This is a genomic window from Phytohabitans flavus, assembly GCF_011764545.1.
GTDB classification, from domain to species: Bacteria; Actinomycetota; Actinomycetes; order Mycobacteriales; family Micromonosporaceae; genus Phytohabitans; species Phytohabitans flavus.
Window position 1 is genome coordinate 7,909,056 of sequence record NZ_AP022870.1, and the last position, 24,830, is coordinate 7,933,885.

The window sequence follows — 24,830 nt, forward strand, 5'->3', positions numbered from 1 at the left end:
TGAGAGCTCGTTTACGTAAGGGGTGACTAGGCTCAAAGCCATGGACGCGGCCCGCAGGCAAGAGATCGAAGAGCGTGTTTACGCAGGTGACCGGCTCACCGGCCCGGACAGCGAGGAATTGGCAGCCGCCAACGACCTCGCATGGCTCGGGCGGCTGGCCGACGACCGCCGCGCCGCCCACCACGGCGACCGGGTCACGTTCCTGATCGGCGATGGTCAGGTTTCCGACAGCGTGACCGCGTCGACGGACCCGGCGCCCGCGCCGGCCGAGGTGCTCCGCCGATTCGCGGTCGCCCGCCTGGCGATCATCGGCCCCCGCCACGTGAGCTGCTCGACGGCCGACCACACCACCGCGCTGGCCCAGCTCGCCCTCAACTTCGGCGTCGACGACATCATCGCCCCGCCCGACGCCGACCGCGACGAGATCCTCCACCTGATCTGGGACGCCGGCTTCCGTCCGGTCGAGCGGGACGCGGAGGACAACGTCGTCCGGGAGTACGACCCGCCGGTGCCACTGGCCGAGCGCCGAGCCACCCCACAGCAGGTCTGGGCCTGAGGACGGACCCCACCGCGCCCGGCAGTACCCTCAATGGGTCATGACTGAGGCGCAGAGTGGCTTTCCGAAGCGCGACGCCGACGGGCGGATCCTCGCCGTGACCGACCTGCTGGGCCTGGTCCTGGCCGGCCTGGTCATCGGCGTGCTCGCGCTGCTCGTCTTCGACGGCGTCTTCTCCCTGCTCGGCTTCGGCGACTTCGGCCGGGCCTCCGGCTGGCTGGCCGTGATCCTGCCGGCCTGGGTGTTCGTCGAGGAGTTCCGGGCCTGGTCGTACGGCGCCGCACGGGTGGTGGTCGCGCTGGTCGGCGCTGCCGTCTCGATCACCCTGGGGCTGCTGGTCGCCGGCCTGCTCAACGAGGCGGCGCCGCTCTGGTCCGGCTCGGCCGCCGCGGCGGCGTTCGCGCTGGCGTACTCGCTGATCTGGTTCTACGGCATCCGGTGGCTGGACCACCGGACCGGGTAGGGGATGGGCATGAGCCCGGTAATCAAGTACACCCTGGCTCGCGTCGGACTCTTCGCGGCTGTCTTCGCCGCGCTGTTTCCGATCGACCTCGACATCTTCATCAAGCTGGCGATCGCGCTGATCGCGTCGGCCGGTTTCTCGTTCATCCTGCTACGCGGCCTGCGTGACCAGGTGGCCAACCAGATGGCCGCGTCGGCCGAGCGGCGGCAGGCGGAGAAGGACCGCCTGCGCGCCGCCCTGGCAGGAGACGACGAGCCGAAGCGCGAGGACTAGGGCACCCGCGCGACCACACCGCCGCCGACCACCGCGACGAACGAGGTCGGCCGGATCGTCATGATCACCCGTACCGCCGCGTCCTTGATCGGGTAGTCCATGCCGTACCGGTACTGGAGCGACTTGTAGAAGCCTGCCTCGGCGTCGTCGTCCTCGATCGCCTCGACTACGCCGCGCACCTCGAGGAAGCGGTACCCGTCCTCCGGGTCCGTGATGGAGAGCGCGATCCGCGGCTCGCGGTTGAGGTTCTGGAACTTCTGGCGGGTCTTCGTGTGTGTCATCCGGATCCGCTTGCCGTCCCACTCGAACCACATCACGCTGCTCTGCGGCGAGCCGTCGGGGCGGACGGTGGCGAGGTGGGCGAAGAGGGGGCGTTCGAGGAGGTCGGCGTGAGTTTCCGGCGGGAACACGTCAGTCATGGTCAACGGAATACACCGCGGACGGGCCCGCCGCCAACAGGCGGCGAGTCCCGCACCCCTACCTCGGCAGGCCCGCCACCTGCGGCCAGGCCTTCCACCAGGGCTTGATCAGGTACGCGATGCCGCCCGAGCCGCCGGAGACACCCCCGGACGCGTTGATCCGCTTGGTGCGCAGCCACACGGTCTCGAACTGCTCGCGCGGGTACACGTTGCGCACCGCCTCGTTGGATGACGAGGCCGGGTCGTTGACGATCACGTCACCCTCGGCCGTGAATCCCACCACGACGAAGAGGTGGCCCGAGGTGCCGTAGTTGGCCCCGTCCAGCTCGCTGGCCAGGAACGACTGGCTCGTGATCACTGGGATGCCGGCGCGGATGAGCCGCTCCACGTCGTCCAGCGAGTGCAGCCGGGTGACGAACGCGTCGAGCCCGGGGAAGGATGCCGCGTACGCGGTGTTGAACGGCCAGTTGCCCGCGCCGTCGTACGCGTAGTCGTAGACCATCCGGGCGGCGTGGTTGACGGTCGGGTCGGGGTAGGTCGGGTCCACCCAGGACGTGTCCTCGTCGGACGGGCGCCGGCCCCAGTACTCCACCACCATCTCCGTGGATGTGGGCGAGCACCAGGCCTCTCCGCCGCCGTCGTACTCGGGGTAGTGCCCCTCGTGGACGTTCTGCGAGTAGCGCGGCACCGGCAGCTCGCGGCCCCACGCGATACGGCCCCTGCTCGGCGGCACCGTGAAGCGGTCCGGCACGAAGGAGCTCATCGCGCCGACCATCCACACGCGGGGCGAGCGCCACTGGTCAGGCGCGCGGTACAGGGTGACGCGCAGCTGGTAGTCGCGCAGCAGCACGCCGGCCGCCACGTCGTCGATGGAGAACGTGTCGGTCCAGATCGTGGACCACGGGTCGCCTTGCCGGTTGACGCTCGTACGGCGAATGTCCTGGTCGCCGGAGGCCCACCGGCCCATGACGTACCAGGGTGTGTGGTCGCCGGTGTTGTAGGTGCCCTGCATCTCGATCTGGATCCAGGTGCCGGCCGGCGTCTCCGCGTTCCACGAGGCGACAAGCTCGCTCGCGTCGAAGCCAGCCGTGCGGACCGGCGACGTCCACGTCGCGTACGCCCACGTCTTCGCCCCGCCGGTGTGCGGGTCGGTGTAGTCGACGGTGCCGGCGGGCCGTCCGATCGTGATGCCCGTACGCACACCCGGCAGGGCCACCGTGCCCTGGTGCGTGCCGCCGCGCCAGTCCTGGTACGTGGACCAGCGCTGGAAGGTGATCTGCTCGTCGTGGCTGATGGCTCCTCCGGCCGGGGCGGCTGCCGCGGGGGCGGCGACGGCCGGTGTCGCGGCGCCAAGCAGGGCGAGGGCCGTGACGGCTACGGCGGTGGTTCTGACCATGTCGCCACTATCCCGTTTGAAGGGAAGTTTCGCCAGAGTGTGGCACGAGGAAAATCTTTGTCAACGTGACGACCACATTGGAATGAGGGTCCGAGGACCCGGATGTGGTGCAGTTTTCATCAGTACACATCGGATCTCCCCAGCCCCAGGAGGTCGTTTTGTCCATTCGTCTGAGGCCGCGCCGCGCGGTCATCCTCGTCGCCGCCCTCGCGGCCGGGCTGTTGCTGGTCACCAGCAGCCCTGGCAGCGCCAAGCCAGATCCCGGCCCGAAGACGGCCGAGGTCGCCGCGCAGTACACGGTGATCGGGCCGCGCACGTTCGCGGACCGTGACGCCATCGCCCGTACCGGCGCGGCCATCGACTACATCGAGCACGGAAAGATCTACGTCTCGGCGATCCAGTCCGAGGTGCTCGCCATCCGCAAGCTCGGCTTCCAGGTGGTGCCGGTACCGGTCCCCGCACCCGGCGGCGTGACCACGTTCGACTTCCCGCCGGCCGACTCGGCGTACCACAACTACGCCGAGCTCAACGCGGTGGTCAACCAGGTGGTGGCCGATCACCCGTCGATCGCCCGCCGGATCTCGCTCGGCAACTCGTACGAGGGCCGCGACATCATGGCCGTCAAGATCTCCGACAACGTCGCCACCGACGAGTCGGAGCCGGAGATCCTCTTCAACTCGCAGCAGCACGCCCGCGAGCACCTGACCGTGGAGATGGCGATCTACCTGCTCAACCTCTTCACGGACAGCTACGGCTCGGACTCGCGGATCACCAACATCGTCAACGGCCGCGAGATCTGGATCGTGCCGACGGTCAACCCGGATGGCAGCGAGTACGACGTCGCCACCGGCGCGTACCGCTCCTGGCGCAAGAACCGCCAGCCGAACTCCGGCTCGTCCAACGTGGGCACCGACCTCAACCGCAACTGGTCCTACAACTGGGGCTGCTGCGGCGGCTCGTCCGGCACGACCAGCTCCGAGACGTACCGCGGCCCGTCTGCCTTCTCCGCGCCGGAGACCCAGCGGCTGCGCGACTTCGTCAACAGCCGGGTGGTCGGCGGCGTGCAGCAGATCAAGGCCAACATCGACTTCCACACGTACTCGCAGCTCGTGCTCTGGCCCTTCGGCTACACGACGGCGAACACCGCGCCCGGGCTCAACGCCGACCAGGAAGCGGTCTTCCGCACGATCGGGCAGCAGATGGCGGCCACCAACGGGTACACGCCGGAGCAGTCCTCTGACCTCTACATCACCGACGGCGACAGCATCGACTGGATGTGGGGCAGCACGGCATTTGGGCGTACACCTTCGAGATGTACCCCGGCTCGTCCGGTGGCGGCGGCTTCTACCCGCCCGACGAGGTCATCCCCGCGCAGACCTCGCGCAACCGCGAGGCGGTGCTGATCCTCAGTGAGTACGCCGACTGCCCGTACCGCGCGACCGGCCAGCAGGCCCAGTACTGCGGCACCGGCGGCGGCACGACGGTGTGGTCGGACACGTTCGAGACCAACACCGGGTGGACGGTCAACCCGTCTGGCACCGACACGGCGACGCTGGGCCAGTGGCAGCGGGGCACCGCCCAGGCCACCAACTCCAGCGGCGCGAAGCAGCTCGTCCCGTTCGCCGGCAGCAATGACCTGGTGACCGGCCCGCTGGCCGGTGCGAGCGCTGGCGACCATGACATCGACGGTGGGCTGACCAGCGTCCGTTCGCCCGCGGTGACGCTCCCGTCGAGCGGCACGCTGTCCATGTCGTTCGCCTGGTACCTGGCGCACGGCACGAACGCCTCGTCCGCCGACTTCCTGCGCGTCAGCGTGGTCCACGCCGGCGGCACGACGGCGGTCCTCACCCAAGCGGGCGCGGCGAGCAACCGCAACGCCTCGTGGGCGACGGCGACGGCGAACCTGACCCCGTACGCCGGGCAGTCGATCCGCATCCTGATCGAGGCAACTGACGCCTCCGGCGCCAGCCTGGTCGAGGCCGCGGTCGACAACGTGACGATCACCTCCGCGTAAGCGGAGTTCTCACAGGATGGGCCCGGGCCGTACGGTCCGGGCCCATCTGACCTGGGGTACCGTCGCAGGCGATCGGCCGCAGCGAATCCGGTGCCCAAACCGGAGCTGTCCCGCAACTGTGATGCCGTACCGGTGCAAACCGGACGGACTAGCCAGGTCGCCTGCGGACGGTCGCGAACAAGCGCTCTCGAGGAAGGGCGCCTCGCGGGCGGAGCGGCGACCCCTCTCTTGTCGGCGAAGCACCAGATCCTCGACCGACAGGAGGACCATGAAGAGACGCATCACAGCGGCCGTGATCGCGGCCGCCGCGGCGATCGCGATGAGCGCGTGCGCCAGCAACGACAGCACCGGCGAGCCGAGCGGGGGCGGCGAGGCGACCGCAAACGCCGCGACCTACCCCGTGACCGTCGGCAGCCTCACGCTCGACAAGCGGCCCGAGAAGATCGTGTCGCTCTCGCCCAGCGCGACCGAGATGCTCTTCGCCATCGGGGCGGGGGCACAGGTGACGGCGGTAGACGACAACTCAAACTATCCGCCCGACGCGCCCAAGTCGGACTTGTCCGGCTTCCAGCCCAATGCCGAGGCGATCGCGGCCAAGTCGCCCGACCTGGTGGTGATCTCCAACGACACCAACAAGGTGGTCGACCAGCTCACCACGCTGAAGATCCCGGTGTACCTGGCGGCCAGCGCGGTCACGCTTGACGACTCGTACAAGCAGATCAACGACCTCGGCGCGCTCACCGGGCACCCCACGGAAGCGGCCGACACCGTGCAGCGGATGAAGGACGACATCGCCAAGCTGGTCAAGGACGTGCCGCAGCGGGCGGAGAAGCTCACGTACTACTACGAGCTGGACCCCACGCTCTACTCGGTCACCAGCAAGACGTTTATCGGTGCGCTCTTCTCCCTCGCCGGTTTGGAGAATGTGGCCGACCCCTCGGATGCGGATGGCAAGAAGGGCGGCTACCCGCAGCTCTCGGCCGAAGGGCTGGTCAAGGTGGACCCGGACCTGATCTTCCTGGCCGACACCAAGTGCTGCCAGCAGTCGCTGGAGACGGTGAAGGCGCGCACTGGTTGGGCGAGCATCACCGCGGTCAAGAACGGCAACGTGATCCAGCTCGACGACGACATCGCCTCCCGGTGGGGGCCGAGGGTCGTCGACCTCGTGAAGGCGATCACGGACGCGGTGGCCAAGGCACCCGTGTGAGCAAGGCCCTACGGGCAGCGCGGGAGCGCCAGGCCGGCTGGATCGTCGCGGGCGTCGTATCCGTCGTCGTCGCGGCCATCGCCGGCCTGGCGTTCGGCCCGGTCAGCCTGCCACCGGGCAGCGTCGCGGCCGAGGTGCTCAACCTGATCCCGGGCGTACACATGCATAGCGGGCTGGACGAGCGGGAGATCGCGATCGTCACCCAGATCCGCCTGCCTCGTGTCGTGCTCGCACTGCTGGTGGGCGCGATGCTCGCCCTCGCCGGCGGGTGCTACCAGGGCGTCTTCCGCAACCCGCTGGCCGATCCCCACCTGCTCGGCGTGGCGGCCGGCGCCGGCCTGGCGGTGACCGCCGTCATCGCGTTCCGGATCGGCTCCGGCACCTCCGGCGGTGACGTGACCTCGGGCCTGCCGCTCACCACGCCGGTGGCCGCGTTCGCCGGTGCGGTCGGGGCGGTCGCGCTCACGTACCTGCTCGGCGTCGCCGGTGGCCGCGACCGCTCCCCGGCCACGCTGATCCTCGCCGGCGTGGCGGTCTCCGCGTTTCTCGCCGCCGGCCAGACCTATGTCATGCAGCGCAACGTCGACGCCATCCGCGAGGTGTACTCCTGGCTGCTCGGGCGGCTGGCCACGGCGGGGTGGCACGACGTGCTGGTCATCCTGCCGTACGCGCTGGTGACCGGCGCGGTCCTCCTGCTCTTCCGCCGCGAGCTCGACGTGCTGTCGGTCGGCGACGACGAGGCCGCCAGCCTGGGCCTGCACCCGCAGCGCTCCCGGTACATCCTGCTCGCCGCCGCCAGCCTCGGCACCGCCGCGGCCGTTTCGGTGTCCGGCCTGATCGGGTTTGTCGGGATCATTGTGCCGCACACGGTGCGGCTGCTCGCCGGCGCCAGCTACCGCATGATCCTGCCGCTGTCGGTGCTCTTCGGGGCCGCGTTCCTCGCCTTCACCGACCTTGTCGCGCGCACTGTGGCCAGCCCGGCGGAGATCCCCATCGGTGTGGTCACCGCGTTCTTCGGAGCGCCGTTCTTCGTGCTCGTGCTGCGCACCACGAAGCGGGTCAGCCTGTGAACGCGCTGGAAGCGCGCGGCGTCCGGGTCACCCTGGGCGGCGCCACGATCCTGGACGGCGTCGACCTCACGGTCGCCGCCGGTGAGTGGGTCGCGGTCATCGGACCCAATGGCGCCGGCAAATCGACCATGTTGCGCGCCGTCGGCGGCCTGCTCCCCGCAGCTGGTGCCATCTCCATCTTCGGTACGTCCACCGGGCGCCTCTCCCGTCGACAGCGGGCCAGGCTCGTGGCGACAGTGGCACAGTCACCGGTGGTGCCGGCCGGCATGGCCGTCTTGGACTACGTGCTCCTCGGCCGCACTCCCTACGTCCCGCCGCTGGGCCGGGAATCCACCGCCGATCTGGCCGCCGCTCGCGAAGTGCTGACCCGGCTCGACCTGCACCGCTTCGCCCGCCGCGAACTCGCCACGCTTTCCGGTGGCGAGCGGCAGCGCGTCTTCCTGGCCCGCGCGCTCGCCCAGGGCGCCCCGCTGCTGCTGCTCGACGAGCCGACTACCGCGCTCGACATCGGCCACCAGCAGGAGGTGCTGGACCTGGTCGACGGGCTGCGCCGGGACCGAGGGCTGACGGTGCTGGCCACCATGCACGACCTGTCGATCGCCGGCGAGTACGCGGACCGCATGGTCCTGCTCGCGGGCGGCCGGGTGGCGGCGAGCGGCACTCCGCGGGAGGTACTGACCGAGGAACTGCTGGCGACCCACTACGGCGCCCGGGTCCGGGTCATCGAGGGCGATCACGGCCCGCTCGTCGTACCGGTACGCTCGACCGCGAGCGGCGCCTGACCCCTAAGCCTTGCCGCGGTTGGCTACCTTGATCCCCGAGGTGGTGTGACGGTGACGACTCTCGTACGTGAACCGGCGACCCGGGCACCTGCCGTCGCACCCGTGGCCCGACTACGCAGGCGGGCCGCGGGACGATTCCGGGGGACCCCGGGCCGGCTCGTGCTCGCCACGGCGGCCCTTGTCGTGCTCGGCCTGGCGACCGGCGTCGCGGGCGCCGTTGGGGTTCGGCAGCGGGCCGACCTCGTCGACGGTGCCGTGGCGCGCAGTGGCGAGCTGACCGTGGCCGCCCAGCAGCTCTACCGCGCTCTCTCCGACGCCGACGCGACCGCCGCGAGCGCGTTCCTGACCGGTGGCGTGGAGCCGGTGGCACTGCGCGAGCGCTACCAGGCCGACATCGCCGACGCGGCCGCCGCGCTCGCGGTCGTGTCCGGCGGTGGCGCGGGCGATGGCCGGGGTGCCAACGCGGTCGCCCGGATCGCCGCGCAGCTGCCGGTCTACACCGGCCTCGTGGAGACCGCCCGGGTCTACAACCGCCAGGGCGTGCCGGTGGGCGGCGCGTACCTGCGCGAGGCGTCCGGCGTGATGCGCGAGCGGCTGCTGCCGGCGGCGCAGGAGCTGTACGACGCGGTCTCGGCCGAGCTGGACGAGGCGCGCGACGACGCGGGCGCGTTCCCGTGGTTCGCGGTGGCGCTCGGCGTGCTCACGATCGCCGCGCTCGTGGTGGTCCAGCGTTTCCTGACCCGGCGCACCAACCGCGTGTTCAACGTGGGTTTGGTCGTCGCGACCGTCGCCGCCGTGGCCGTGGTGCTGTGGCTCGGCCTCTCCGCGCTGGTGGCCGCCGGGCGGCTGGAGGCAAGCCACGACCGGGGTTCGGAGGAGGTGGCCCGGCTCGCCGACGCCCGGATCGCCGCCCTCCAGGCCCGGGCCGACGAGTCGCTGACGCTTGTCGCGCGGGGCAACGGCCAGGCCTTCGAGACCGACTACGACAAGATGATGGACCGGCTGGCCGGCGACGACAGGTCCGGCGGCCTGCTTGTCGCGGGCGACGCCGACGCGTCGACCCGGGATGCCCTCGCGGCTGCGCTGACCGAGGCGCGCAACTGGGACTCGGCGCACAAGCAAGTGCGGCAGCTGGACAACGACGGGCAGTACGCGCAGGCGGTCACGGCCTCGGTCGGCGGCGAGCCGACAAGTACAGCGAGCATCGCCGGCCGGTTGGACGAGCGGCTCGGCGCCGCGATCGAGCACAACAGCGAGGTGTTCCGGCAGGAGGTGCGCGGCGCGGGTGGCTCGCTCGCCGGCGCCGACATCGGTATCGGTTTGCTCGCCACGCTGCTCGTGCTCGGCGCGGCGATCGGCATCCAGCGCCGCCTTGCGGAGTACCGATGAGGGCGCGGCTCGCAGTGGCAGTGGCCCTGCTGTCCGCGCTGGTACTCGCCGGATGCGGCGGCTCGGACACCCCGCCGCCCGGCGCCAACCCGGCCGAGCCCGCCCGCCCGGTGGGCGTTCAGGATCCCGCGGTGCTGCCCACGAGCAGCGCGGCCGCGGCCGGTGCGTGCAACCCTCGGGCCAGCTACCGCCCGACCGGCGCGCTGCCCGCGGCCGGACGGATGCCATCCGGCTCCGCGATGGCGCGCATCCAGCAGGCCGGCCGGCTCGTGGTCGGCGTCGACCAAAACAACTTCCGGTTCGGGTACCGCGACCCCAAGACCGGCAACCTGGTCGGCTTCGAGATCGACCTGGCCCGCGAGCTGGCCAAGGCGATCTTCGGCAGCCCGGACAAGGTGCTCTTCCGCGCCATCACGACGGCCGACCGGGAGAAGGCGATCCAGGAGGGGCGGGTCGACGTCGTCATCCGCAGCATGACGATGAACTGCGACAGGTGGGAGCGGATCAACTTCTCCACCGAGTACTTCTCCGCTGGGCAGGCCATCATGGTCACCCGCGACTCGCCGATCAAGGGGATCAAGGACCTCGCCGGCAAAAAGGTCTGCGCGGCCACCGGCAGCACCTCGATCCGCAACATCGCGGCCAAGGCGCCCGACGCAGTGCCCGTGTCGGCGCCCGACGCGCTCGACTGTCTCGTGCTGCTCCAGCAGCTCCAGGTGGATGCGGTCTCCACTGACGACGCGATCCTGGCCGGCTTCGCCGAGCAGGACAGAGGCACGAAGATCCTGCCGGACCGGTTCACCGAGGAGCCGTACGGCATGGCGGTGAAGAAGGAGTCCGTCGACCTGGTGCGGTTTGTCAACGGGGTGCTGGAGCGGATGCGCGCGGACGGCACCTGGACCCGCCTCTACAACGCGTGGCTCTCCTCGCTCGGCTCCACCCCGCAGCCGCCCGCGCCGCAATATCGGGACTGACCGTGTCGACGACGCCGCCGCCGATGAGCCGCGACGAGGTCGATCGGGCCATCGTCGGGCTCGTCGCGGTGTACGACCGGATCTCCGCCGCGATGTTCGTGATGGACGCGCACCCGGCCCTTGTGCTGCTGCGCGGCGGTGGCCTGCGGGGCCGTACCGCCGAGGTGGCGAAAGAGGTGCTGGCGGCGGTCGAGGTGCTCTGGTCCCAGTTCGCCGCGCTGGGCGCCCAGCTCGACCGGGCCAAGGCGGTGCGCGCCGAGCGCTCGCGGCCCGGCGAGAGCGAGCTGCGCGTGCTGACCTCGGTGCTGCGGCACCCGATCGTGGGACTGAGTGCCTCCGGCATGGTGCTCGACACCCTCGCCGCCGGTACGCCGGCCTCGTGGCAGACCGTGCCGGGGCTCGCCGACGACCTGGAGACCGTGGCCGCCGAGGTGGTGCACGCGCTCAGCGAGGTCGAGGCGGCCAGCGGCCGGATCGCCGCGCTGTACGCCCAGCCGAGCGCCACGCTGGCGAAGGCGAGCGCCGACGCGGCGAACCTGGGCGGTGACGCGCTCCGGGGGTCCGATGTGGACGGACTCGCGCGCAAGCTCGGCGACGCGCAGGCCGAGGCGCTCGGCGACCCGATCGGCGCGAGCGGCCCGCCACCCGCGCTGGTGTCCGAGATCGACGCGCTTGCCGGACGGATCGCCGGCTTGGCGGAGCTGCGCACCGCGTACCCGGAAAAGCTCCGGATCCTGACCATCGCGGTGGGTGAGGTCGCCGAGGCGGAGGCGGGGGCGCGCAAGGTCTGCGATCTTGCGCTGACCAAGATTGCCAATGCCGGCCTGCCGCCGGTGCCGGACGCGGTGGGTGGGCTGCGCGCGCACCTCGCCCAGCTCGGGCAGCTCCAGCGCGAGGGGCGTTGGCTGCGCCTGGCCGACGAGCTGTCCATCGTGGAACGTTCGGTGTCGCAGGCGATGGAGCAGGCGGCCCACCTGTACGAGGCGGCGGACGGGCTGCTCCAGCGCCGCACCGAGCTGCGTGGGCGGCTCGACGCGTACCGCGCGCGGGCCGGCCGGATGGGGCTCGTCGAGCACCAGGAGCTCGCCGCCAAGCATCGCGCCGCCCAGGACCTGCTCTACACGAGTCCGTGCGACCTGCCCGCGGCCACCCGCGCGGTGGTCGCCTATCAGCGTTACCTCAACCAGCTCACGGAAAGGGGCAACCCATGAGGTGTGTCCGGCCCGGCTGCTCCGGCACGTATGGCGCCGAGGGCTACTGCGACGAGTGCGGGCGTCGGGCGCCGGCCGGTGCGGTGCCGGCGCAGGCCACGCCAGCGTCCTCGGCGACGCCGGCGTCCACCGCGACACCGGTGAGCGTGGCCACGACGCCCGGCTCGGTGCCGACGATCAGCGGGCGGGGCTCGACCCGCGGCTCCGGCCGCAGCCGTGGCGCCTCGCGGGGCGGGCTGGGCGCCGGCCTCATCGAGCTGCCCCGCGTGCCGTTGCGCGACCCGGCCACCGCGGTCATGCGCGACCCCAAGGTCTCCGAGTCGCGCCGCTACTGCAGCAAGTGCGAGGAGCCGGTCGGCCGCGGTCGGGACGGCAAGCCCGGCCGGAGCGAGGGTTTCTGCCAAAACTGCGGTACGCCCTTCTCGTTCCTGCCCCGGCTGTCCCAGGGCGACCTGATCAACGACCGGTACGAGGTGCTCGGCGCGCTCGCGTACGGCGGCCTCGGCTGGATCTACCTGGCCCGCGACCGCAACGTCAGCGACTCGGTCAGCGACCGCTGGGTCGTCCTCAAAGGACTGATCAACACGGCTGACGCGGACGCGATGGCGGCGGCGGTGACCGAGCGGCGGTATCTGGTCGAGATCGACCACCCCAGCATCGTGAAGATCCACGACTTCGTGCAGCACCCGGACCCGAAGACCGGTGTGCCGGTGGGCTACATCGTCATGGAGTACGTGGGCGGCCAGTCACTGCGCGACATGCTGATGGCCCGCCGCGCCGAGGGCCAGCGGGTGCTGCCCCTCGCCGAGGTCCTCGCGTATGGCGCGGAGGTACTCCCCGCGCTCGGCTACCTGCACGGCCGTGACCTGCTGTACTGCGACTTCAAGCCGGACAACGTGATCCACGCCGAGGAGCAGTTGAAGCTCATCGACCTCGGTGCCGTACGCCGGGTCGACGACGATGTGAGCGCGGTCTACGGCACGCCCGGCTACCAGGCGCCCGAGGTGGCCGACGTGGGGCCCTCGGTGGCCGCCGACATCTACACGGTGGGGCGGTCGCTGGCGGTACTGAGCTTCGAGTTCCGCGGCTTCTCCACCACGTACGCGGGCAAGCTGCCGGACCGCGCCGGCGTGCCACTCCTCGCGCAGGAGGAGTCGTACTACCGGCTCCTGGTCCGCTCCACGCACCGCGACCCGGACCGGCGCTTCCAGACCGCCGCCGACATGAGCGACCAGCTGCTCGGCGTACTCCGCGAGGTGCTCTCGGCGAACGACGGCGTGCCGCGCCCGGTGGTGTCCCGGCAGTTCACGCCGGAGCGGCGGGCGTTCGGCACCGGGGCGGGCGAGGTGAGCGGCGAGGCGATACCGGTCGAGCTCCAGCCCGCCGGGGTGGCCGCCGCGCTGCCGCTGCCGCAGGTGGACGTGCTCGACCCGGGCGCCGGCTTCCTCGCCACGCTCAGCAGCACCGACCCGGCCGAGCTGGTACGGCAGCTGGAGTCGCCGCCGGTACGCAGCACCGAGGTCTCGCTCCGCCTGGTCCGCGCCCGGATCGAGGCGGGTGACCTCGCCGGCGCCGCGGCCGGGCTGGAGGAGCTGGCCGCCACGGACCCGTTCGACTGGCGGGTCGACTGGTACCGGGGCATCGCCGCGATGGCCGGCGACAGCGCGGGTGACGCGCGGGTCGCGTTCGACGCCGTTTACGGCGAGCTGCCCGGCGAGCCCGCCGCCCGCCTCGCGCTCGCCGCCTCGATGGAGTGCACCGGCGACAAGGAGGCGGCGCTCCGGCTGTACGACCGGGTGTGGCGGGTCGACCGGGGCTTCATCAGCGCCGCGTTCGGGATGGCCCGCATCCTGCTCGGCAGCGACGACCGCAGCGGCGCGCTGGCCGTGCTCGACCAGGTGCCGGACAGCTCCAGCCACCACGTGACCGCGCAGGTGGCAGCCGTGCGGGCCAGCCTGCACAAGGGTGGCCCGATCGCCCACGCCGACGACCTCCTGCGCGCCTCCGGGCGACTTGAGCGGCTGGGGCTCGACGTGGAGCGGCAGGCCCGGCTGACCGTGGAGATGCTGGAGGCCGTCCTCGCCTGGCTGACCGCCACCAACCTGCCGCCACACCGCCTGCCGGCCGGCGCGCGGGTGCTGGGCCACGACCTGTCCGAGCGCGGGCTGCGGTTCGGGCTGGAGCGGGCGTACCGCACGATGGCCCAGATCGCCCGCGACCCCGACACGAAGATCGCGCTCGTCGACCGGGCCAACGCCGTACGCCCTCGGACGCTCGTATGAGGGTCTGTCCGGAGCACGGCCCGCCGAGCGAGCCGGAGCACAGGTTCTGCGAGGTGTGCGGGCGCAACCTGGTCACCGGCGAGGCCGCGCCCGTCATGCCGGTACCGACAGTCTCGCTTTCCTCCCGCGCGGGCCTGGCCTGCACCGGCTGTGGCGATTCTGGCACCGAGCCCTACTGCGACAACTGCGGCCGGCGCCGCTCGGTCGGGCGGGACCATGCGGAGCTGGACCTGAGCGCGGTGGCGGCGGTCACCGACCGGGGCCGGCGCCGGCCACGCAACGAGGACGCGGTGGTGATCGGCCGGTACGACGGCGGCCTGGTGTCGGTGGTCTGCGACGGGGTGTCCACCTCGACCCGTTCCGACGCTGCCTCACTTAGCGCGGCCGAGGCCGGAGTCGCCGCGCTGCTCGACGCGCTCACCGCCGGCGCCGATCCCGCCGAGGCGACCGCGCTGGCCGCGCATGCCGCTGCGAAGGCTGCTCGGGCCGCCGCCGGTCCGGACGAGAGCGACACCCCGCCCAGCTGCACATACGTGTCGGGGGTCGTCACGCCCGACGCGGTGACCGTGGGCTGGATCGGCGACAGCCGGGCGTACTGGCTCGGCGCCGAGCCCGCCTGCCTCACCGTCGACGACTCGATCGCCGGGCAGCTCGCGGCCGGCCGTCCCGCACCGGCCACAGTGGACGCCGACCCCACGTCGCGGGCGCTGATCCGGTGGCTGGGCGCCGACTCCGACGACGCCGAGCCGCAGGTGGTCACGCTGCGGCCGAGCGGTGAGGGGCGGCTGCTGCTCTGCTCCGACGGCCTGCACCACTACCTGTCCGACCCCGCCGAGCTCACTGCCGCCGCCACCGGCAGCCCCATCGAGGTGGCCCGCCACCTGACCACCGTGGCCCTCGAAGGCGGCGGGCACGACAACATCGCCGTCGCCGTCCTCTCCTTCCCTGCCTTAGGAGGATCCGCCGCATGACCGCGCAGTTCACGGCCGAGGTCGACCAGAACGAGTACCTGCCCGAGGGCGGCCGCGTCGTCGACGCGATCGTCACGGTGACCGCGCAGGGCGGCGACCTGCGCGACGCCTCCACGGCGCTGACTGCCGCGCAGGTCATCCTGGTCGACACGTCGGGCTCGATGGCGATGCCCGGCACGAAGATCGCGGAAGCCAAGAAGGCGACCGCCGTCGCGATCGACACGCTCCGCGACGGCGTGGCCTTCGCCGTGGTGGCCGGTACCGCGGGCGCCCACATGATCTACCCGGGCGACACCCGCATGGTCCCGGCCAACCCGCAGACCCGCGCCGAGGCCAAGGCCGCCGTCTCCCGCCTGCGAGCCGACGGGGGTACCGCCATCGGCCGCTGGCTCGACCTCGCCAACTACCTCTTCGCCGGTCAGCAGGCCGAGGTGAAGCACGCGATCCTGCTGACCGACGGGCAGAACCAGCACGAGACGCCGGCCGAGCTCCAGCGGGTGCTGGACGCGTGCGAGGGGAAGTTCATCTGCGACAGCCGTGGCGTCGGTACCGACTGGGTGGCGACCGAGCTGCGTAAGGTCGCCTCGACCCTGCTCGGCACGGCCGACGGCCTGGAGGACCCGTCCGAGCTGCCCGCCGCGTTCCGCTCGATGACCGAGGCGGCGATGGGCAAGTCGGTCGCGGACGTCTCGCTGCGCGTGTGGACCCCGGCCGGCTCGAAGATCCGCTTCGTCAAGCAGGTGTTCCCGCAGGTCGAAGAGCTCACCGGCCGCAAGGTCGAGGTCAGCGCCCGGATCGGCGACTACCCGACCGGCGCGTGGGGCGCGGAGAGCCGCGACTACCACATCTCGGTGGAGGTCGAGCCGGACACGATCGGCGAGGAGGTGCTCGCCGCCCGGTTCAGCCTGGTCAGCGGCGGCTCGGTGCTGACCGAGAAGCTTGTGCTCGCCCGCTGGACCGACGACACCGCGCTCTCCACGAAGATCAACCCGCAGGTCGCCCACTACACCGGCCAGGCCGAGCTGGCCTCGGTCATCCAGGAGGGGCTCAAGGCCCGCGACGAGGGTGACGCGGAGACGGCGACGGCCAAGCTGGGGCGCGCGGTCCAGCTCGCCAACGAGTCCGGCCACGAGGGTACGGCCAAGCTGCTGGCCCGCGTCGTGGACGTGGTGGACGCGCCGACCGGCACCGTGCGCCTGAAGAAGCAGGTCGCTGGCGTCGACGCCGAGCTGACCAACGTACGCAGCACCAAGACGGTCCGCGTGAAGAAGAAGCAGCCGGAGGAGGGCTGATGGCAACCTGCCCCAAGGGCCACGAATCGGCGACGCTCGACTACTGCGAGGTCTGCGGAGCCAGGATGGGCGCCGCACCCACGCCGGCCTCCTCGCCGGCACCCACCCCTACACCTACCGCTGCTGCCACCTCGTCACCGCCGCCGTCCGGTGAAGTCTGCCCGGTGTGTGGGACGCCCAAGACCGGCCGCTTCTGCGAGGAGGACGGGTACGACTTTCTGCTCGCCCCGCCGGTCTCCGCGATGTCCACTCCCGCCCCCAGGTTTCTCCGGCCCCGGTTTCGCCGCCGCCGCCGGCCACTCCTTCCGCTTCCGCCGCGGTCTCGTGGGAGGTCGTGGTGCGCGCGGACGCGGCGTACTTCGAGGTGGTCAAGGCGATGGGCGGCGAGGACGCCGGCTCGCTGGCCATGCCCCGCTTCGTGGCCGAACGCCGGTTCGCGCTGACCGGCCAGCAGATGGTCATCGGCCGGCGAAGCCGCTCCCGCGGCGTCAACCCGGACATCGACCTGGTCGGCCCGCCCGAGGACCCGGGCGTCTCGCACGTGCACGCGCTGCTGGTCCCGCAGGAGGGCGGCTGGGCGGTGGTAGACATGGAGTCGGCGAACGGCACGTACCTGAACGACCCGAACTCCGAGCCCCTCGAACCCAACGTGCCGGTCGCCCTTAAGGACGGCGACGTCGTATACCTGGGCGCCTGGACCGCCCTGACAATCCAACCCGCCTGACCGCAGCCGCCTTTGGGAGGCGGCGGCGGGCTTGCGGGGCCTTAGTACGCACGAAGACGCGCGACGTTGTCCTTCGGGACCACGGTCCCGGGTGCGACGTCGTAGTCGAGCAGCCGCAGCACCTCCGCCGCCTCCTCTGGGGCATCCCGGACTGCCGCTCTCAGCTGGAGGCGCCGCCACTGCTCACGGCCCTCCTTCACCGCACTCTCCCAGCCGTCGACCGGGTCGACGCAGAACTCGACCACCAACGCGTGTAATACGTCTTCGAGGCAGGGTCGGAAACGGTGGCCGCCGAGCGGAAAATGGAACTCTTGTAAGCGGGGCGGCTTCCCCTTCCGCCATCGCTGCCGCGCCTTGCCCTTTTCCGCCGCGATCAATGCGTACGCGAATTCGTCTCGATGGGCGTGCACCTGTAAGTGGGCGACCGGCACCGAGTTGGTGGCGTCGCGTAGGTACTCATAGCGGAACAGGGGAACCCTGTCACCCTTCGGCAAAACGTGCATCCACGATTCTTCGACGGCCAGGAACCTACCGCTGGAGTCGAAGCAGCAGTTGAACTTGGGGAGCAGATCCAGCAGATGCCTGCCATCGACACTCAGCGGCAGCGTGCCGAAGCTGTCTCCATCGAGGACTCCGACGGTGATGCGCGAATCACTGGGATTTTCGCGCACAAGCGGCGTCAAATCCTTGCTTGTCTTGATGATCCGGTGCAGCCGTAGGTTGATTTCCGCGGCAAACGCGGCAGCCGTATCGGTGAGGGGCGGGTGAGCGGTGACCTCGGGGCTAGTCATCGCCGAGCAGGTAGTCGATGCTCCGGATGAGCTCGTAAACACCGCGCTGCTCGGGCAGGAGCTCAAACTCCCGACCGAGATCGTACAGCCGCTCCTTCGACATGCCGACCTGGTTGAGCAGCCGGTCACGCCACTCCCGCAGCTCCTCAGACGTTTTAACGATCGCGGTGGACATGTTAGATCCTCTCGCTGGCGGTGACGCTGTAACGCCAATGCTAGAGGTACCCCCTTTGGTGCTGTCGCTTTAAGCACCGACTAAGCCACGGAGACGTGGTATAGCTGCCTCAGTGTTTCGTCAGGCGACCCGGACCACACCGCCCGGACGGGTACGGAGCTGTCAAGTCAGGGACAGAACGCCCCGGCCCATCGAGGTGGGCCAGGGCGGTCAATCGCTAGCAGCAGCTTGCCGTCGGGTGTTCGTCGCGGCGGTCGGTGCGGCAGTGTTCGAACTGGCGGCGGGTCATCAATGGTTGGTCCGGGTGGAGGCGGCGGTGGCGGTCGACGTAGTGGTCGTACTCGGCCTCGCCGCTCAGCTCCCGGAAGTACCAGCGGACCGCCGCCAGCGCGCGTCTCATGTCCGGTCACCCGCCGCGGCCAGCTCGCGCTTCTCCTCTGCCGTCGGGAAGAGGCCGGCGGGGGCGACGATCTGCGACTTCACGTACGGCGCCTCGGTCGTGGGCAGCGGCTCGCGGGCGCGGATCGCCTTGTAGCAGACCCAGGCCGCGTTGGCGATGACGATGATGACCAGGATCGCGAAGAACGCGGCCAGCACACCGTCCACCGTGGAGTTGGTGACCACCGCGCGCATGTCGTCGAGGTTCTTGGCGGGTGCGAGTACCTCGCCGCGGTCCAGCGCATCGGCGAAGCGCTCCCGCTGGGCGAAGAAGCCGATCGCCGGGTTGTCCGAGAAGACCTTCTGCCAGCTTGCGGTCAGCGTCACGGTGGCGTCCCAGACCAGCGGTACGCCGGTGACCCACGCCCACTTCAGCCGCCCGCTCTTGACCAGGATCGTGGTCGCCACCGCCAGGGCGACGGCTGCCAGCAGCTGGTTGGCGATGCCGAAGAGTGGGAAGAGCTGATTGATACCGCCGAGCGGGTTTGTCACGCCGGTGTAGAGGAAGTAGCCCCACGCGAGGACCACGACGGCGCTGGTGGCCCAGAGACCCGGCTTCCAGCTGACCCGGCCGATCGGCTTCCAGATGTTGCCGAGCGTGTCCTGGAGCATGAACCGGCCGACCCGCGTGCCGGCGTCCACCGTGGTCAGGATGAACAGGGCCTCGAACATGATGGCGAAGTGGTACCAGAACGCCTTCAGGCTCGCCCCGCCGATCACGCTGGAGAAGATCTCCGACATGCCGATGGCCAGTGTGGGTGCGCCACCGGTACGGGCGACGAGCGTCTGCTCCTCGACCTCGGCGGCCGCGGCGCTGAGATCTTGCGGTGAGATCGTGAAGCCCAGGTTGGCCACCGCCGCGGAGGCGCTCTCCACTGTGGAGCCGAGCACGCCGGCCGGCGCGTTCATCGCGTAGTAGAGGCCGGGCTCGAGGATGCAGGCGGCGATCAGCGCCATCACGGCGACGAACGACTCCATCAGCATCGCGCCGTACCCGACGAGCCGCACCTGCGATTCCTTCTGGATCATCTTCGGCGTGGTACCGGAGGAGATCAGCGAATGGAACCCGGAGAGTGCGCCGCACGCGATCGTGATGAAGACGAACGGGAACAGTGCTCCGGAGAAGACCGGGCCGTTGCCCTCCCTGGCGAAGTCCGTGATCGCCTCGGTCTGTAGCGCCGGCGCGGCGATGATCACGCCGACCGCGAGCAGGCCGATCACGCCGACCTTCATGAACGTGGACAGGTAGTCGCGCGGCGCGAGCAGCATCCAGACCGGGAGCACCGAGGCGAAGAAGCCGTACACGATGAGGCAGATCGTGAGCGCCTCCGGGCTGAGCGTGAACGTGTCGGCGAGGCTCGACTCCTGTACCCAGCCGCCCGCGACGATCGCGAGCAGCAGCAGGCCGACGCCGATCGCGGTGGTCTCGATGACCCGGCCCGGGCGGAGTACGCGCAGGTAGAAGCCCATGAGAAGGGCGATCGGGATGGTCATCGCGATGGAGAACGTGCCCCACGGCGACCTGGCCAGCGCGTTGACCACGACAAGCGCGAGCACGGCCAGCAGGATGATCATGATGGAGAAGACCGCGATCAGCGCGGCGATGCCGCCAACGGTGCCGATCTCGTCGCGGGCCATCTGGCCGAGGCTCTTGCCGTTGCGCCGCATCGAGAAGAACAGGATCACCATGTCCTGTACGGCGCCGGCGAAGATGACGCCGAAGATGATCCACATGGTGCCCGGCAGGTAGCCCATCTGCGCGGCGAGCACCGGGCCGACAAGCGGGCCCGCGCCGGCGATCGCGGCAAAGTGGTGCCCGACCAGGATGCGGCGGTCGGTCGGCTGGTAGTCGATGCCGTTGTCCAGGCGCTCCGCCGGGGTGGCGCGAGTGTCGTCGACCTTGAGCACCTTGCGGGCGATGAAGCGGGCGTAGAAGCGGTACGCGATCGCGTACGAGGCGAGCGCCGCCACCACGAGCCAGATGGCGTTGATCTCCTCGCCGCGGGAGAGCGCGAGCACCCCCCACGCGATCGCGCCGGCGACCGCGACAGCCGTCCAGATGGCGATCGACCGGGGGTTCAGCCGGCCACGCCCGGCGGGGGCCGTGGTCGTGGGTGGGGGTGTGGGCGGGCTCGCCGGGGTTGTGGTCGTCACGGGGGCCTCCAAGAGCTAGCGACGCAGCAGCAGGTAGGCAACGAACATGAGCAAAACACTCACAGGCACCCAAGCCATCTGGTACCAGTAGAAAAACGGCACGCCGGCGAGCGTGGGTCCACTGGCGTAGAACGGCACCCATAGCAAGGCGACGAACGGGGCGGCCAGGCAGCCGACCGCGAGTACCCGTGCGGTGTTCGACGTCACATGGCAGAGTTGCGCAACCAAGGCATTCGGTTTACCCGATGTTTCAGGGAGATGTCGTGCTCGCCACCGTGGCCGCGTTCCTCGCCGTCGTCGGCGGGACTTCGCTGGTGGCGGTGGGTGCGCGCTGGTTCCACCGGGACGACTCCCTGCCCACGCTGGAGGGCTGGGCGCTTGCCGGCCGGCGGTTCGGCGCGCCCACGACCTGGCTGCTGCTCGGCGGCACGATCTACACGGCGTACACGTTCGCGGCCGTACCCGGTCTCGTGTACGGCGCCGGCGCGCTCGGCTTCTTCGCGCTCCCGTACACGGTGATCGTCTATCCGCTCGCCTTCGTGCTGCTCCCGCGCCTGTGGAAGGCCGCCCGCGACAACGGCTACATCACGGTGGCCGACTACGTGAAGGGGCGGTACGACTCGCCGCCGCTCGCGCTCGCGGTCGCGCTGACCGGGATCCTCGCCACGATGCCGTACATCGCGCTCCAGCTCCTCGGCATCCGGGCGGTGCTCACCGCCGGCGGCCTGTACCCCCGCGGGCTCGCTGGCGACCTCGCGATGATCGCGGTGTTCGGCGTGCTGGCGCTGGCCACGTACCGGCACGGGCTGCGCGCGCCCGCGGTCATCTCGATCGTCAAGGGCGCGGCGATCTTCGGGGCCACGCTGGCGGTGGTCGCGGTGGTGCTCGACGAGCTGGGCGGCCCGGGCCGGATGTTCGAGACGGCCGCGACCCAGCACACCGCGCTCGCGCTGGAGCCCGAGCTCTTCCCGGCCTTCGCCACGCTCGCGCTCGGCTCGGCGATGGCCCTGCTGATGTACCCGCACGTGCTGACCGCCGCGTTCGCCGCCTCGGGCCCGGACACCCTGCGCAAGGTGACCGTTGCCCTGCCGGCGTGGACGGCGGTGCTCGGCCTCTTCGGCGTGCTCGGGATCGCCGCGCTCGCCGCCGGAGTGGAGGCACCACCGGGCAACGCCGAGTCGGCGGTACCCCTGCTGGTGGATCAGCTGATGCCGGCGGCGCTGACCGGCGTGCTCTTCGGCGCGTTCGTGGTGGGCGCGCTGGTACCGGCGGCGGTGATGTCGATCGCGGCGGCCACAGCATTCGTCCGGAACATCTACGTCGAGTACTTCCACCCGACCGCCACACCCAAGCACCAGACCCGCATCGCCCAGGCTGTCTCGCTGACCGCGAAGGTGGGCGCGGTGGCCTTCGTACTCGGGCTGCGTAACCAGGCCGCGATCAATCTACAGCTGCTCGGCGGGGTGTGGATCCTGCAGACGTTCCCGGCGGTGGCGATCGGCCTCTTCACGACCTGGCTGCACAAGTGGGCGCTGCTCGCCGGCTGGGCCGTGGGCATGGTCGCCGGCACGCTGCTCGTGGTCTGGGGTGGCTTTTCGTCGGTGGTCTGGGTGGGGTTCGGCGGCGCGCGGGTGCCGATGTACGCGGCCGTGGTCGCCTTCGCGCTCAACCTTGTCGTCGCGGTCGTCCTCACGCCGTTCTTCTCCAGGTCGCGGGAGGCGGTGCGGGCCACATGACATCCCCGTTGATCCGCGCCCAGCAGGCCGCCGCCGAACCCGACGAAGCGCTGGCCACGCTCTTCCAGACGCAGTACGCGGGAATGCTCCGCCTCGCCGTCCTGCTCGGCGCGGACGACGCGGAGGACATCGTGGCTGAGGCGTTCTACCAGCTCTACCGGCGCTGGAAGAAGCTGCGCGGCGCGGACGCGGCGGTACCGTACCTGCGGTCCGTGGTCTGCAACCTCACCCGGATGCGGCTGCGACACCTACAGGTGGTCCGCAAGCACTCCACCCCAGAGACGGCCCAGCCGCCAGGCATCTCGGCCGAGGCGGAGGCGCTGCTCCACGACGACCAGCGGGCGCTGGTGGCGGCGCTCAAGGAACTGCCCGCCCGGCAGCGGGAAGCACTCGTCCTGCGACACTGGCTGGGCCTGCGCGAGGCGGAAATCGCCGAGGCGATGGGCATCTCCGCCGGCGCGGTGAAGTCACACACCTCGCGCGGGATGGCCGCCCTCACGCGGGTGCTGGAGGAACGCCGATGACCAGGAGCACAGAGGAGCGGCTGCGGGAGACGCTGGACGCGCTCGCCGCAGGTATCGAGGCGGCGCCACCCGCGTACAAGAAGGCGCGCGCGGAATGGCGGCGGCGGGAGCGCCGGCGCCGGCTCGTGCTGGCGGTGCTGATCGCGATCGTCTTCGCGCTGGCCGACCTGATCGGCCTGTGGGCACTCAACCAGACCCGCGACCACGACCCGATCATCTTCGACGACCGCTCCCGCATCCACCAGACCGACCCAGCGACAGGCGTCATCCCGCCGTAATCCGAAATAGACCAGACCTACAGATCCATCCAGGACGGTTGGGTCGGCTCATTGAGGGCCGGTCGGGTTTGGGGAAATCTGTTGCTGCCATAGCGGCCATAACTTTTCCCGAATGGTTTGCGGCGCCGAGTCTGCGCACTCCCGACGGAAACTCTGGATCTAGTCGACTTTCTGCCGTCAGGACGACAGTAAGTCGACTAGATCTCGCGGGCTTGGCCACAGCGGCACCTTTGGCATGGCGCTTGGCTGGTTTGTCCGCATGTCGCAGGCTTCAAATCGTTGATCGAGGGGTTGGGTTGTGGAACCGCGGCCCCACCCTTCGCGGTCCACAATCCAAACCTTGGACCGGCACGGCCGGCGGTGAGGCCAGCACGCACGATCGTGGCCGGCACGGTCGAAAACGGTGGGCGTGGCCTTGATCGCCGCGTGCTCTGGCCGTCCGTGGCGATTCATTGCCCCTGGAGGGGTAATTATTCGCCACGATCGCAGCATGGCAGGACGCTACTCGCGTCGATCAAGGAAATCCGCGCCATACGCCATGATCGGCGTCTTTGCGCGAAGGTTTGCCGCCGTTAACGCGGGGTCTGGGGCCTTCGGCCCTCGACTGGCCCCCGCGACAATGATCGTGGTACTCAAGCGAAATAGCACGATCTGTCAGGTGCATCCGGCTGTAGCGCTGATTAAGGGAAGACGGACCCTGGGCGCGTGTTGCTGTCAGCGCGACGGGAAACGCAACCCAAAGGCCTTTCCGGGTCTGCCCGTGCCGCCAGGCCGTAGGTCGGCGGCGGGGTTGTGAATCGCGGAGGGTGAGGCTGCGGGAGCAGCGGTCCGGACCACCACGGACATCGCGGTAGCTCAAAATCTCTTTCTTGGGATCGCTCCTCCGGGCATGTCTCCCTGGTCGTCGACGTGCGACGGGCCCCAAGGAGACATGCCCTGAGGGCGGTCAGCCCTGGACCGTGGGGACGACGATCAGCTCGGCCACGTTCACGCGCGCGGGGGCGGCGGTGGCGTAGGCGATCGCGTCCGCGATGTCCTCCGGGGGCAGCGGCGGCACGGCCTGAAGCATCCCGGCGAGCACCTCGCGCTGGGTGCTGTCGAGCATCCCGGAGCCGAGCTCGGTGCCGACGAAGCCCGGCTGGATGTTCTTGACCCGTACGCCGCGCGGGCCGAAGTCTGCCCGCAGCCCCGGGTGAGGTGCGCGACTGCGGCCTTGGTGGCTGTGTAGACGGCGTAGTTCGGGAAGACCTGGTGGCCGCCGACCGAGCCGACAAGCACGAGGTCTGCCGCCTTGCCGTCTGCGGCGGTCGCGAGCAGGTCGTCGACGAACGCGCGGGCCGTGTAGAGCAGGCCGTTGAGGTTGGTACCGATCATCTGGTCCCACTCGATGGTCTGCGCCGACTCGAAGGGCGCGGCGAGCATGACGCCCGCGTTCGCCACGACCAGGTCGACCGGGCCCAGCGCGGAGCGGATCGTGGCCGCGGCCGCGTACACGGCGTCCTGGTCCGTGATGTCGACCGCGACCGGCACTGCGGCCGTCCCGATCTCGTCGGCCAGTCCCTTGAGACGGTCCTCGCGCCGCCCGAGGAGGGCGACCGACGCGCCGGCCGAGGCGAGGCGGCGGGCGGTGGCGGCGCCGATGCCGCTGGTGGCGCCGGTGACGACCGCGACGCGGCCGGAGAGTGTGTTGTTGTCAGTCATGCGTCCACCT

At 70.6% G+C, this 24,830-nt stretch carries 25 protein-coding genes, 1 pseudogene and 1 riboswitch; of the genes and pseudogenes, 17 read left to right on the top strand and 9 right to left on the bottom strand.

From position 1 onward, the window contains the following. The first annotated feature begins 40 nt into the window (after positions 1 to 40). From Pflav_RS34980 to Pflav_RS34990, 3 genes are read left to right on the top strand one after another with little or no spacing between them, the layout of a single operon-like run. On the top strand, positions 41 to 556 hold the full coding sequence (locus tag Pflav_RS34980; RefSeq protein ID WP_173040989.1) for a hypothetical protein: 516 nt from the start codon (positions 41 to 43) through the stop codon (positions 554 to 556). A gap of 40 nt (positions 557 to 596) precedes the next feature. Next, positions 597 to 1,019, top strand: a complete 423-nt coding sequence (locus Pflav_RS34985; protein ID WP_173040990.1) for a hypothetical protein — start codon at positions 597 to 599, stop codon at positions 1,017 to 1,019. 9 nt (positions 1,020 to 1,028) lie between these two features. Continuing rightward, the gene (locus tag Pflav_RS34990) at positions 1,029 to 1,292 is read left to right on the top strand and encodes a DUF4229 domain-containing protein (RefSeq protein WP_173040991.1); all 264 of its coding nucleotides are present in this window, start codon (positions 1,029 to 1,031) and stop codon (positions 1,290 to 1,292) included. Here Pflav_RS34990 and Pflav_RS34995 read toward each other — a convergent pair. After that, entirely contained in the window at positions 1,289 to 1,711 is a 423-nt protein-coding gene (locus tag Pflav_RS34995; protein WP_173040992.1) for a PPOX class F420-dependent oxidoreductase, read from the bottom strand. The genes Pflav_RS34990 and Pflav_RS34995 overlap by 4 nt on opposite strands. Before the next feature lie 58 nt (positions 1,712 to 1,769). Continuing rightward, positions 1,770 to 3,107 (bottom strand): C39 family peptidase, encoded by a 1,338-nt coding sequence (locus tag Pflav_RS35000; protein ID WP_173040993.1) that lies wholly within the window; start codon positions 3,105 to 3,107, stop codon positions 1,770 to 1,772. 158 nt (positions 3,108 to 3,265) lie between these two features. Between Pflav_RS35000 and Pflav_RS35005 the strand changes: the two are divergent. The 10 genes and pseudogenes from Pflav_RS35005 (at position 3,266) to Pflav_RS35050 (ending at position 16,299) form a co-directional block, all read left to right on the top strand. Beyond that, positions 3,266 to 5,121, top strand: a pseudogene (locus Pflav_RS35005) (M14 family zinc carboxypeptidase). Between the two features lie 29 nt (positions 5,122 to 5,150). Continuing rightward, positions 5,151 to 5,304: riboswitch (cobalamin riboswitch) on the top strand. Positions 5,305 to 5,389: 85 nt separating this feature from the next. After that, the gene (locus Pflav_RS35010) at positions 5,390 to 6,328 is read left to right on the top strand and encodes an ABC transporter substrate-binding protein (protein ID WP_173040994.1); all 939 of its coding nucleotides are present in this window, start codon (positions 5,390 to 5,392) and stop codon (positions 6,326 to 6,328) included. Beyond that, positions 6,325 to 7,398, top strand: coding sequence for a FecCD family ABC transporter permease (locus tag Pflav_RS35015; RefSeq protein WP_173040995.1), 1,074 nt, complete (start codon positions 6,325 to 6,327; stop codon positions 7,396 to 7,398). The genes Pflav_RS35010 and Pflav_RS35015 overlap by 4 nt, the downstream gene beginning before the upstream one ends. Further along, positions 7,395 to 8,180, top strand: a complete 786-nt coding sequence (locus Pflav_RS35020; RefSeq protein ID WP_377307566.1) for an ABC transporter ATP-binding protein — start codon at positions 7,395 to 7,397, stop codon at positions 8,178 to 8,180. The genes Pflav_RS35015 and Pflav_RS35020 overlap by 4 nt, the downstream gene beginning before the upstream one ends. Before the next feature lie 51 nt (positions 8,181 to 8,231). Further along, positions 8,232 to 9,569, top strand: coding sequence for a hypothetical protein (locus Pflav_RS35025; protein ID WP_173040996.1), 1,338 nt, complete (start codon positions 8,232 to 8,234; stop codon positions 9,567 to 9,569). Next, positions 9,566 to 10,543 carry a glutamate ABC transporter substrate-binding protein gene (locus tag Pflav_RS35030; protein WP_173040997.1) on the top strand — a complete coding sequence of 326 codons (978 nt, stop codon included), beginning with the start codon at positions 9,566 to 9,568 and terminating at the stop codon, positions 10,541 to 10,543. Before Pflav_RS35025 ends, Pflav_RS35030 begins: the two co-directional genes overlap by 4 nt. 2 nt (positions 10,544 to 10,545) lie before the next feature. Continuing rightward, on the top strand, positions 10,546 to 11,754 hold the full coding sequence (locus Pflav_RS35035) for a hypothetical protein (protein WP_173040998.1): 1,209 nt from the start codon (positions 10,546 to 10,548) through the stop codon (positions 11,752 to 11,754). Continuing rightward, positions 11,751 to 14,036: a serine/threonine-protein kinase gene (locus tag Pflav_RS35040; RefSeq protein ID WP_173040999.1), complete on the top strand. Its 2,286-nt coding sequence runs from the start codon at positions 11,751 to 11,753 to the stop codon at positions 14,034 to 14,036. The genes Pflav_RS35035 and Pflav_RS35040 overlap by 4 nt, the downstream gene beginning before the upstream one ends. Continuing rightward, a complete protein-coding gene (locus Pflav_RS35045; protein WP_173041000.1) occupies positions 14,033 to 15,007 on the top strand; it encodes a PP2C family protein-serine/threonine phosphatase in 975 nt (324 codons plus the stop codon). Before Pflav_RS35040 ends, Pflav_RS35045 begins: the two co-directional genes overlap by 4 nt. Continuing rightward, positions 15,004 to 16,299 carry a VWA domain-containing protein gene (locus Pflav_RS35050; RefSeq protein ID WP_173041001.1) on the top strand — a complete coding sequence of 432 codons (1,296 nt, stop codon included), beginning with the start codon at positions 15,004 to 15,006 and terminating at the stop codon, positions 16,297 to 16,299. The genes Pflav_RS35045 and Pflav_RS35050 overlap by 4 nt, the downstream gene beginning before the upstream one ends. A 40-nt stretch (positions 16,300 to 16,339) precedes the next feature. On the opposite strand, the gene Pflav_RS44250 is transcribed toward Pflav_RS35050, so the two are convergent. Beyond that, entirely contained in the window at positions 16,340 to 16,549 is a 210-nt protein-coding gene (locus Pflav_RS44250; RefSeq protein ID WP_197938816.1) for a hypothetical protein, read from the bottom strand. An 87-nt stretch (positions 16,550 to 16,636) separates the two neighbouring features. Between Pflav_RS44250 and Pflav_RS44255 the strand changes: the two genes are divergently transcribed. Beyond that, positions 16,637 to 17,023, top strand: coding sequence for an FHA domain-containing protein (locus tag Pflav_RS44255; RefSeq protein ID WP_197938817.1), 387 nt, complete (start codon positions 16,637 to 16,639; stop codon positions 17,021 to 17,023). A 41-nt stretch (positions 17,024 to 17,064) separates the two neighbouring features. On the opposite strand, the gene Pflav_RS35060 is transcribed toward Pflav_RS44255, so the two are convergent. From Pflav_RS35060 to Pflav_RS35080, 5 genes are all read right to left on the bottom strand, one after another. After that, complete coding sequence (locus tag Pflav_RS35060) at positions 17,065 to 17,814, bottom strand: hypothetical protein (protein ID WP_173041002.1); 750 nt, start codon at positions 17,812 to 17,814, stop codon at positions 17,065 to 17,067. Further along, positions 17,807 to 17,989, bottom strand: a complete 183-nt coding sequence (locus Pflav_RS35065; RefSeq protein WP_173041003.1) for a hypothetical protein — start codon at positions 17,987 to 17,989, stop codon at positions 17,807 to 17,809. The genes Pflav_RS35060 and Pflav_RS35065 overlap by 8 nt, the downstream gene beginning before the upstream one ends. Before the next feature lie 217 nt (positions 17,990 to 18,206). After that, positions 18,207 to 18,389 (bottom strand): YbdD/YjiX family protein, encoded by a 183-nt coding sequence (locus Pflav_RS35070; RefSeq protein ID WP_173041004.1) that lies wholly within the window; start codon positions 18,387 to 18,389, stop codon positions 18,207 to 18,209. After that, positions 18,386 to 20,581, bottom strand: a complete 2,196-nt coding sequence (locus Pflav_RS35075; RefSeq protein WP_269474566.1) for a carbon starvation CstA family protein — start codon at positions 20,579 to 20,581, stop codon at positions 18,386 to 18,388. Before Pflav_RS35075 ends, Pflav_RS35070 begins: the two co-directional genes overlap by 4 nt. Before the next feature lie 15 nt (positions 20,582 to 20,596). After that, on the bottom strand, positions 20,597 to 20,788 hold the full coding sequence (locus tag Pflav_RS35080) for a DUF3311 domain-containing protein (RefSeq protein ID WP_232072269.1): 192 nt from the start codon (positions 20,786 to 20,788) through the stop codon (positions 20,597 to 20,599). 56 nt (positions 20,789 to 20,844) lie between these two features. Between Pflav_RS35080 and Pflav_RS35085 the strand changes: the two genes are divergently transcribed. From Pflav_RS35085 to Pflav_RS35095, 3 genes are read left to right on the top strand one after another with little or no spacing between them, the layout of a single operon-like run. Then, entirely contained in the window at positions 20,845 to 22,317 is a 1,473-nt protein-coding gene (locus Pflav_RS35085) for a sodium:solute symporter family protein (protein ID WP_197938818.1), read from the top strand. Next, positions 22,314 to 22,841 carry a SigE family RNA polymerase sigma factor gene (locus Pflav_RS35090; RefSeq protein WP_173041007.1) on the top strand — a complete coding sequence of 176 codons (528 nt, stop codon included), beginning with the start codon at positions 22,314 to 22,316 and terminating at the stop codon, positions 22,839 to 22,841. The genes Pflav_RS35085 and Pflav_RS35090 overlap by 4 nt, the downstream gene beginning before the upstream one ends. Further along, a complete protein-coding gene (locus Pflav_RS35095; RefSeq protein ID WP_173041008.1) occupies positions 22,838 to 23,119 on the top strand; it encodes a hypothetical protein in 282 nt (93 codons plus the stop codon). Before Pflav_RS35090 ends, Pflav_RS35095 begins: the two co-directional genes overlap by 4 nt. Before the next feature lie 987 nt (positions 23,120 to 24,106). On the opposite strand, the gene Pflav_RS35100 is transcribed toward Pflav_RS35095, so the two are convergent. Beyond that, on the bottom strand, positions 24,107 to 24,820 hold the full coding sequence (locus Pflav_RS35100) for an SDR family oxidoreductase (protein ID WP_232072271.1): 714 nt from the start codon (positions 24,818 to 24,820) through the stop codon (positions 24,107 to 24,109). Between the last annotated feature and the right edge of the window lie 10 nt (positions 24,821 to 24,830).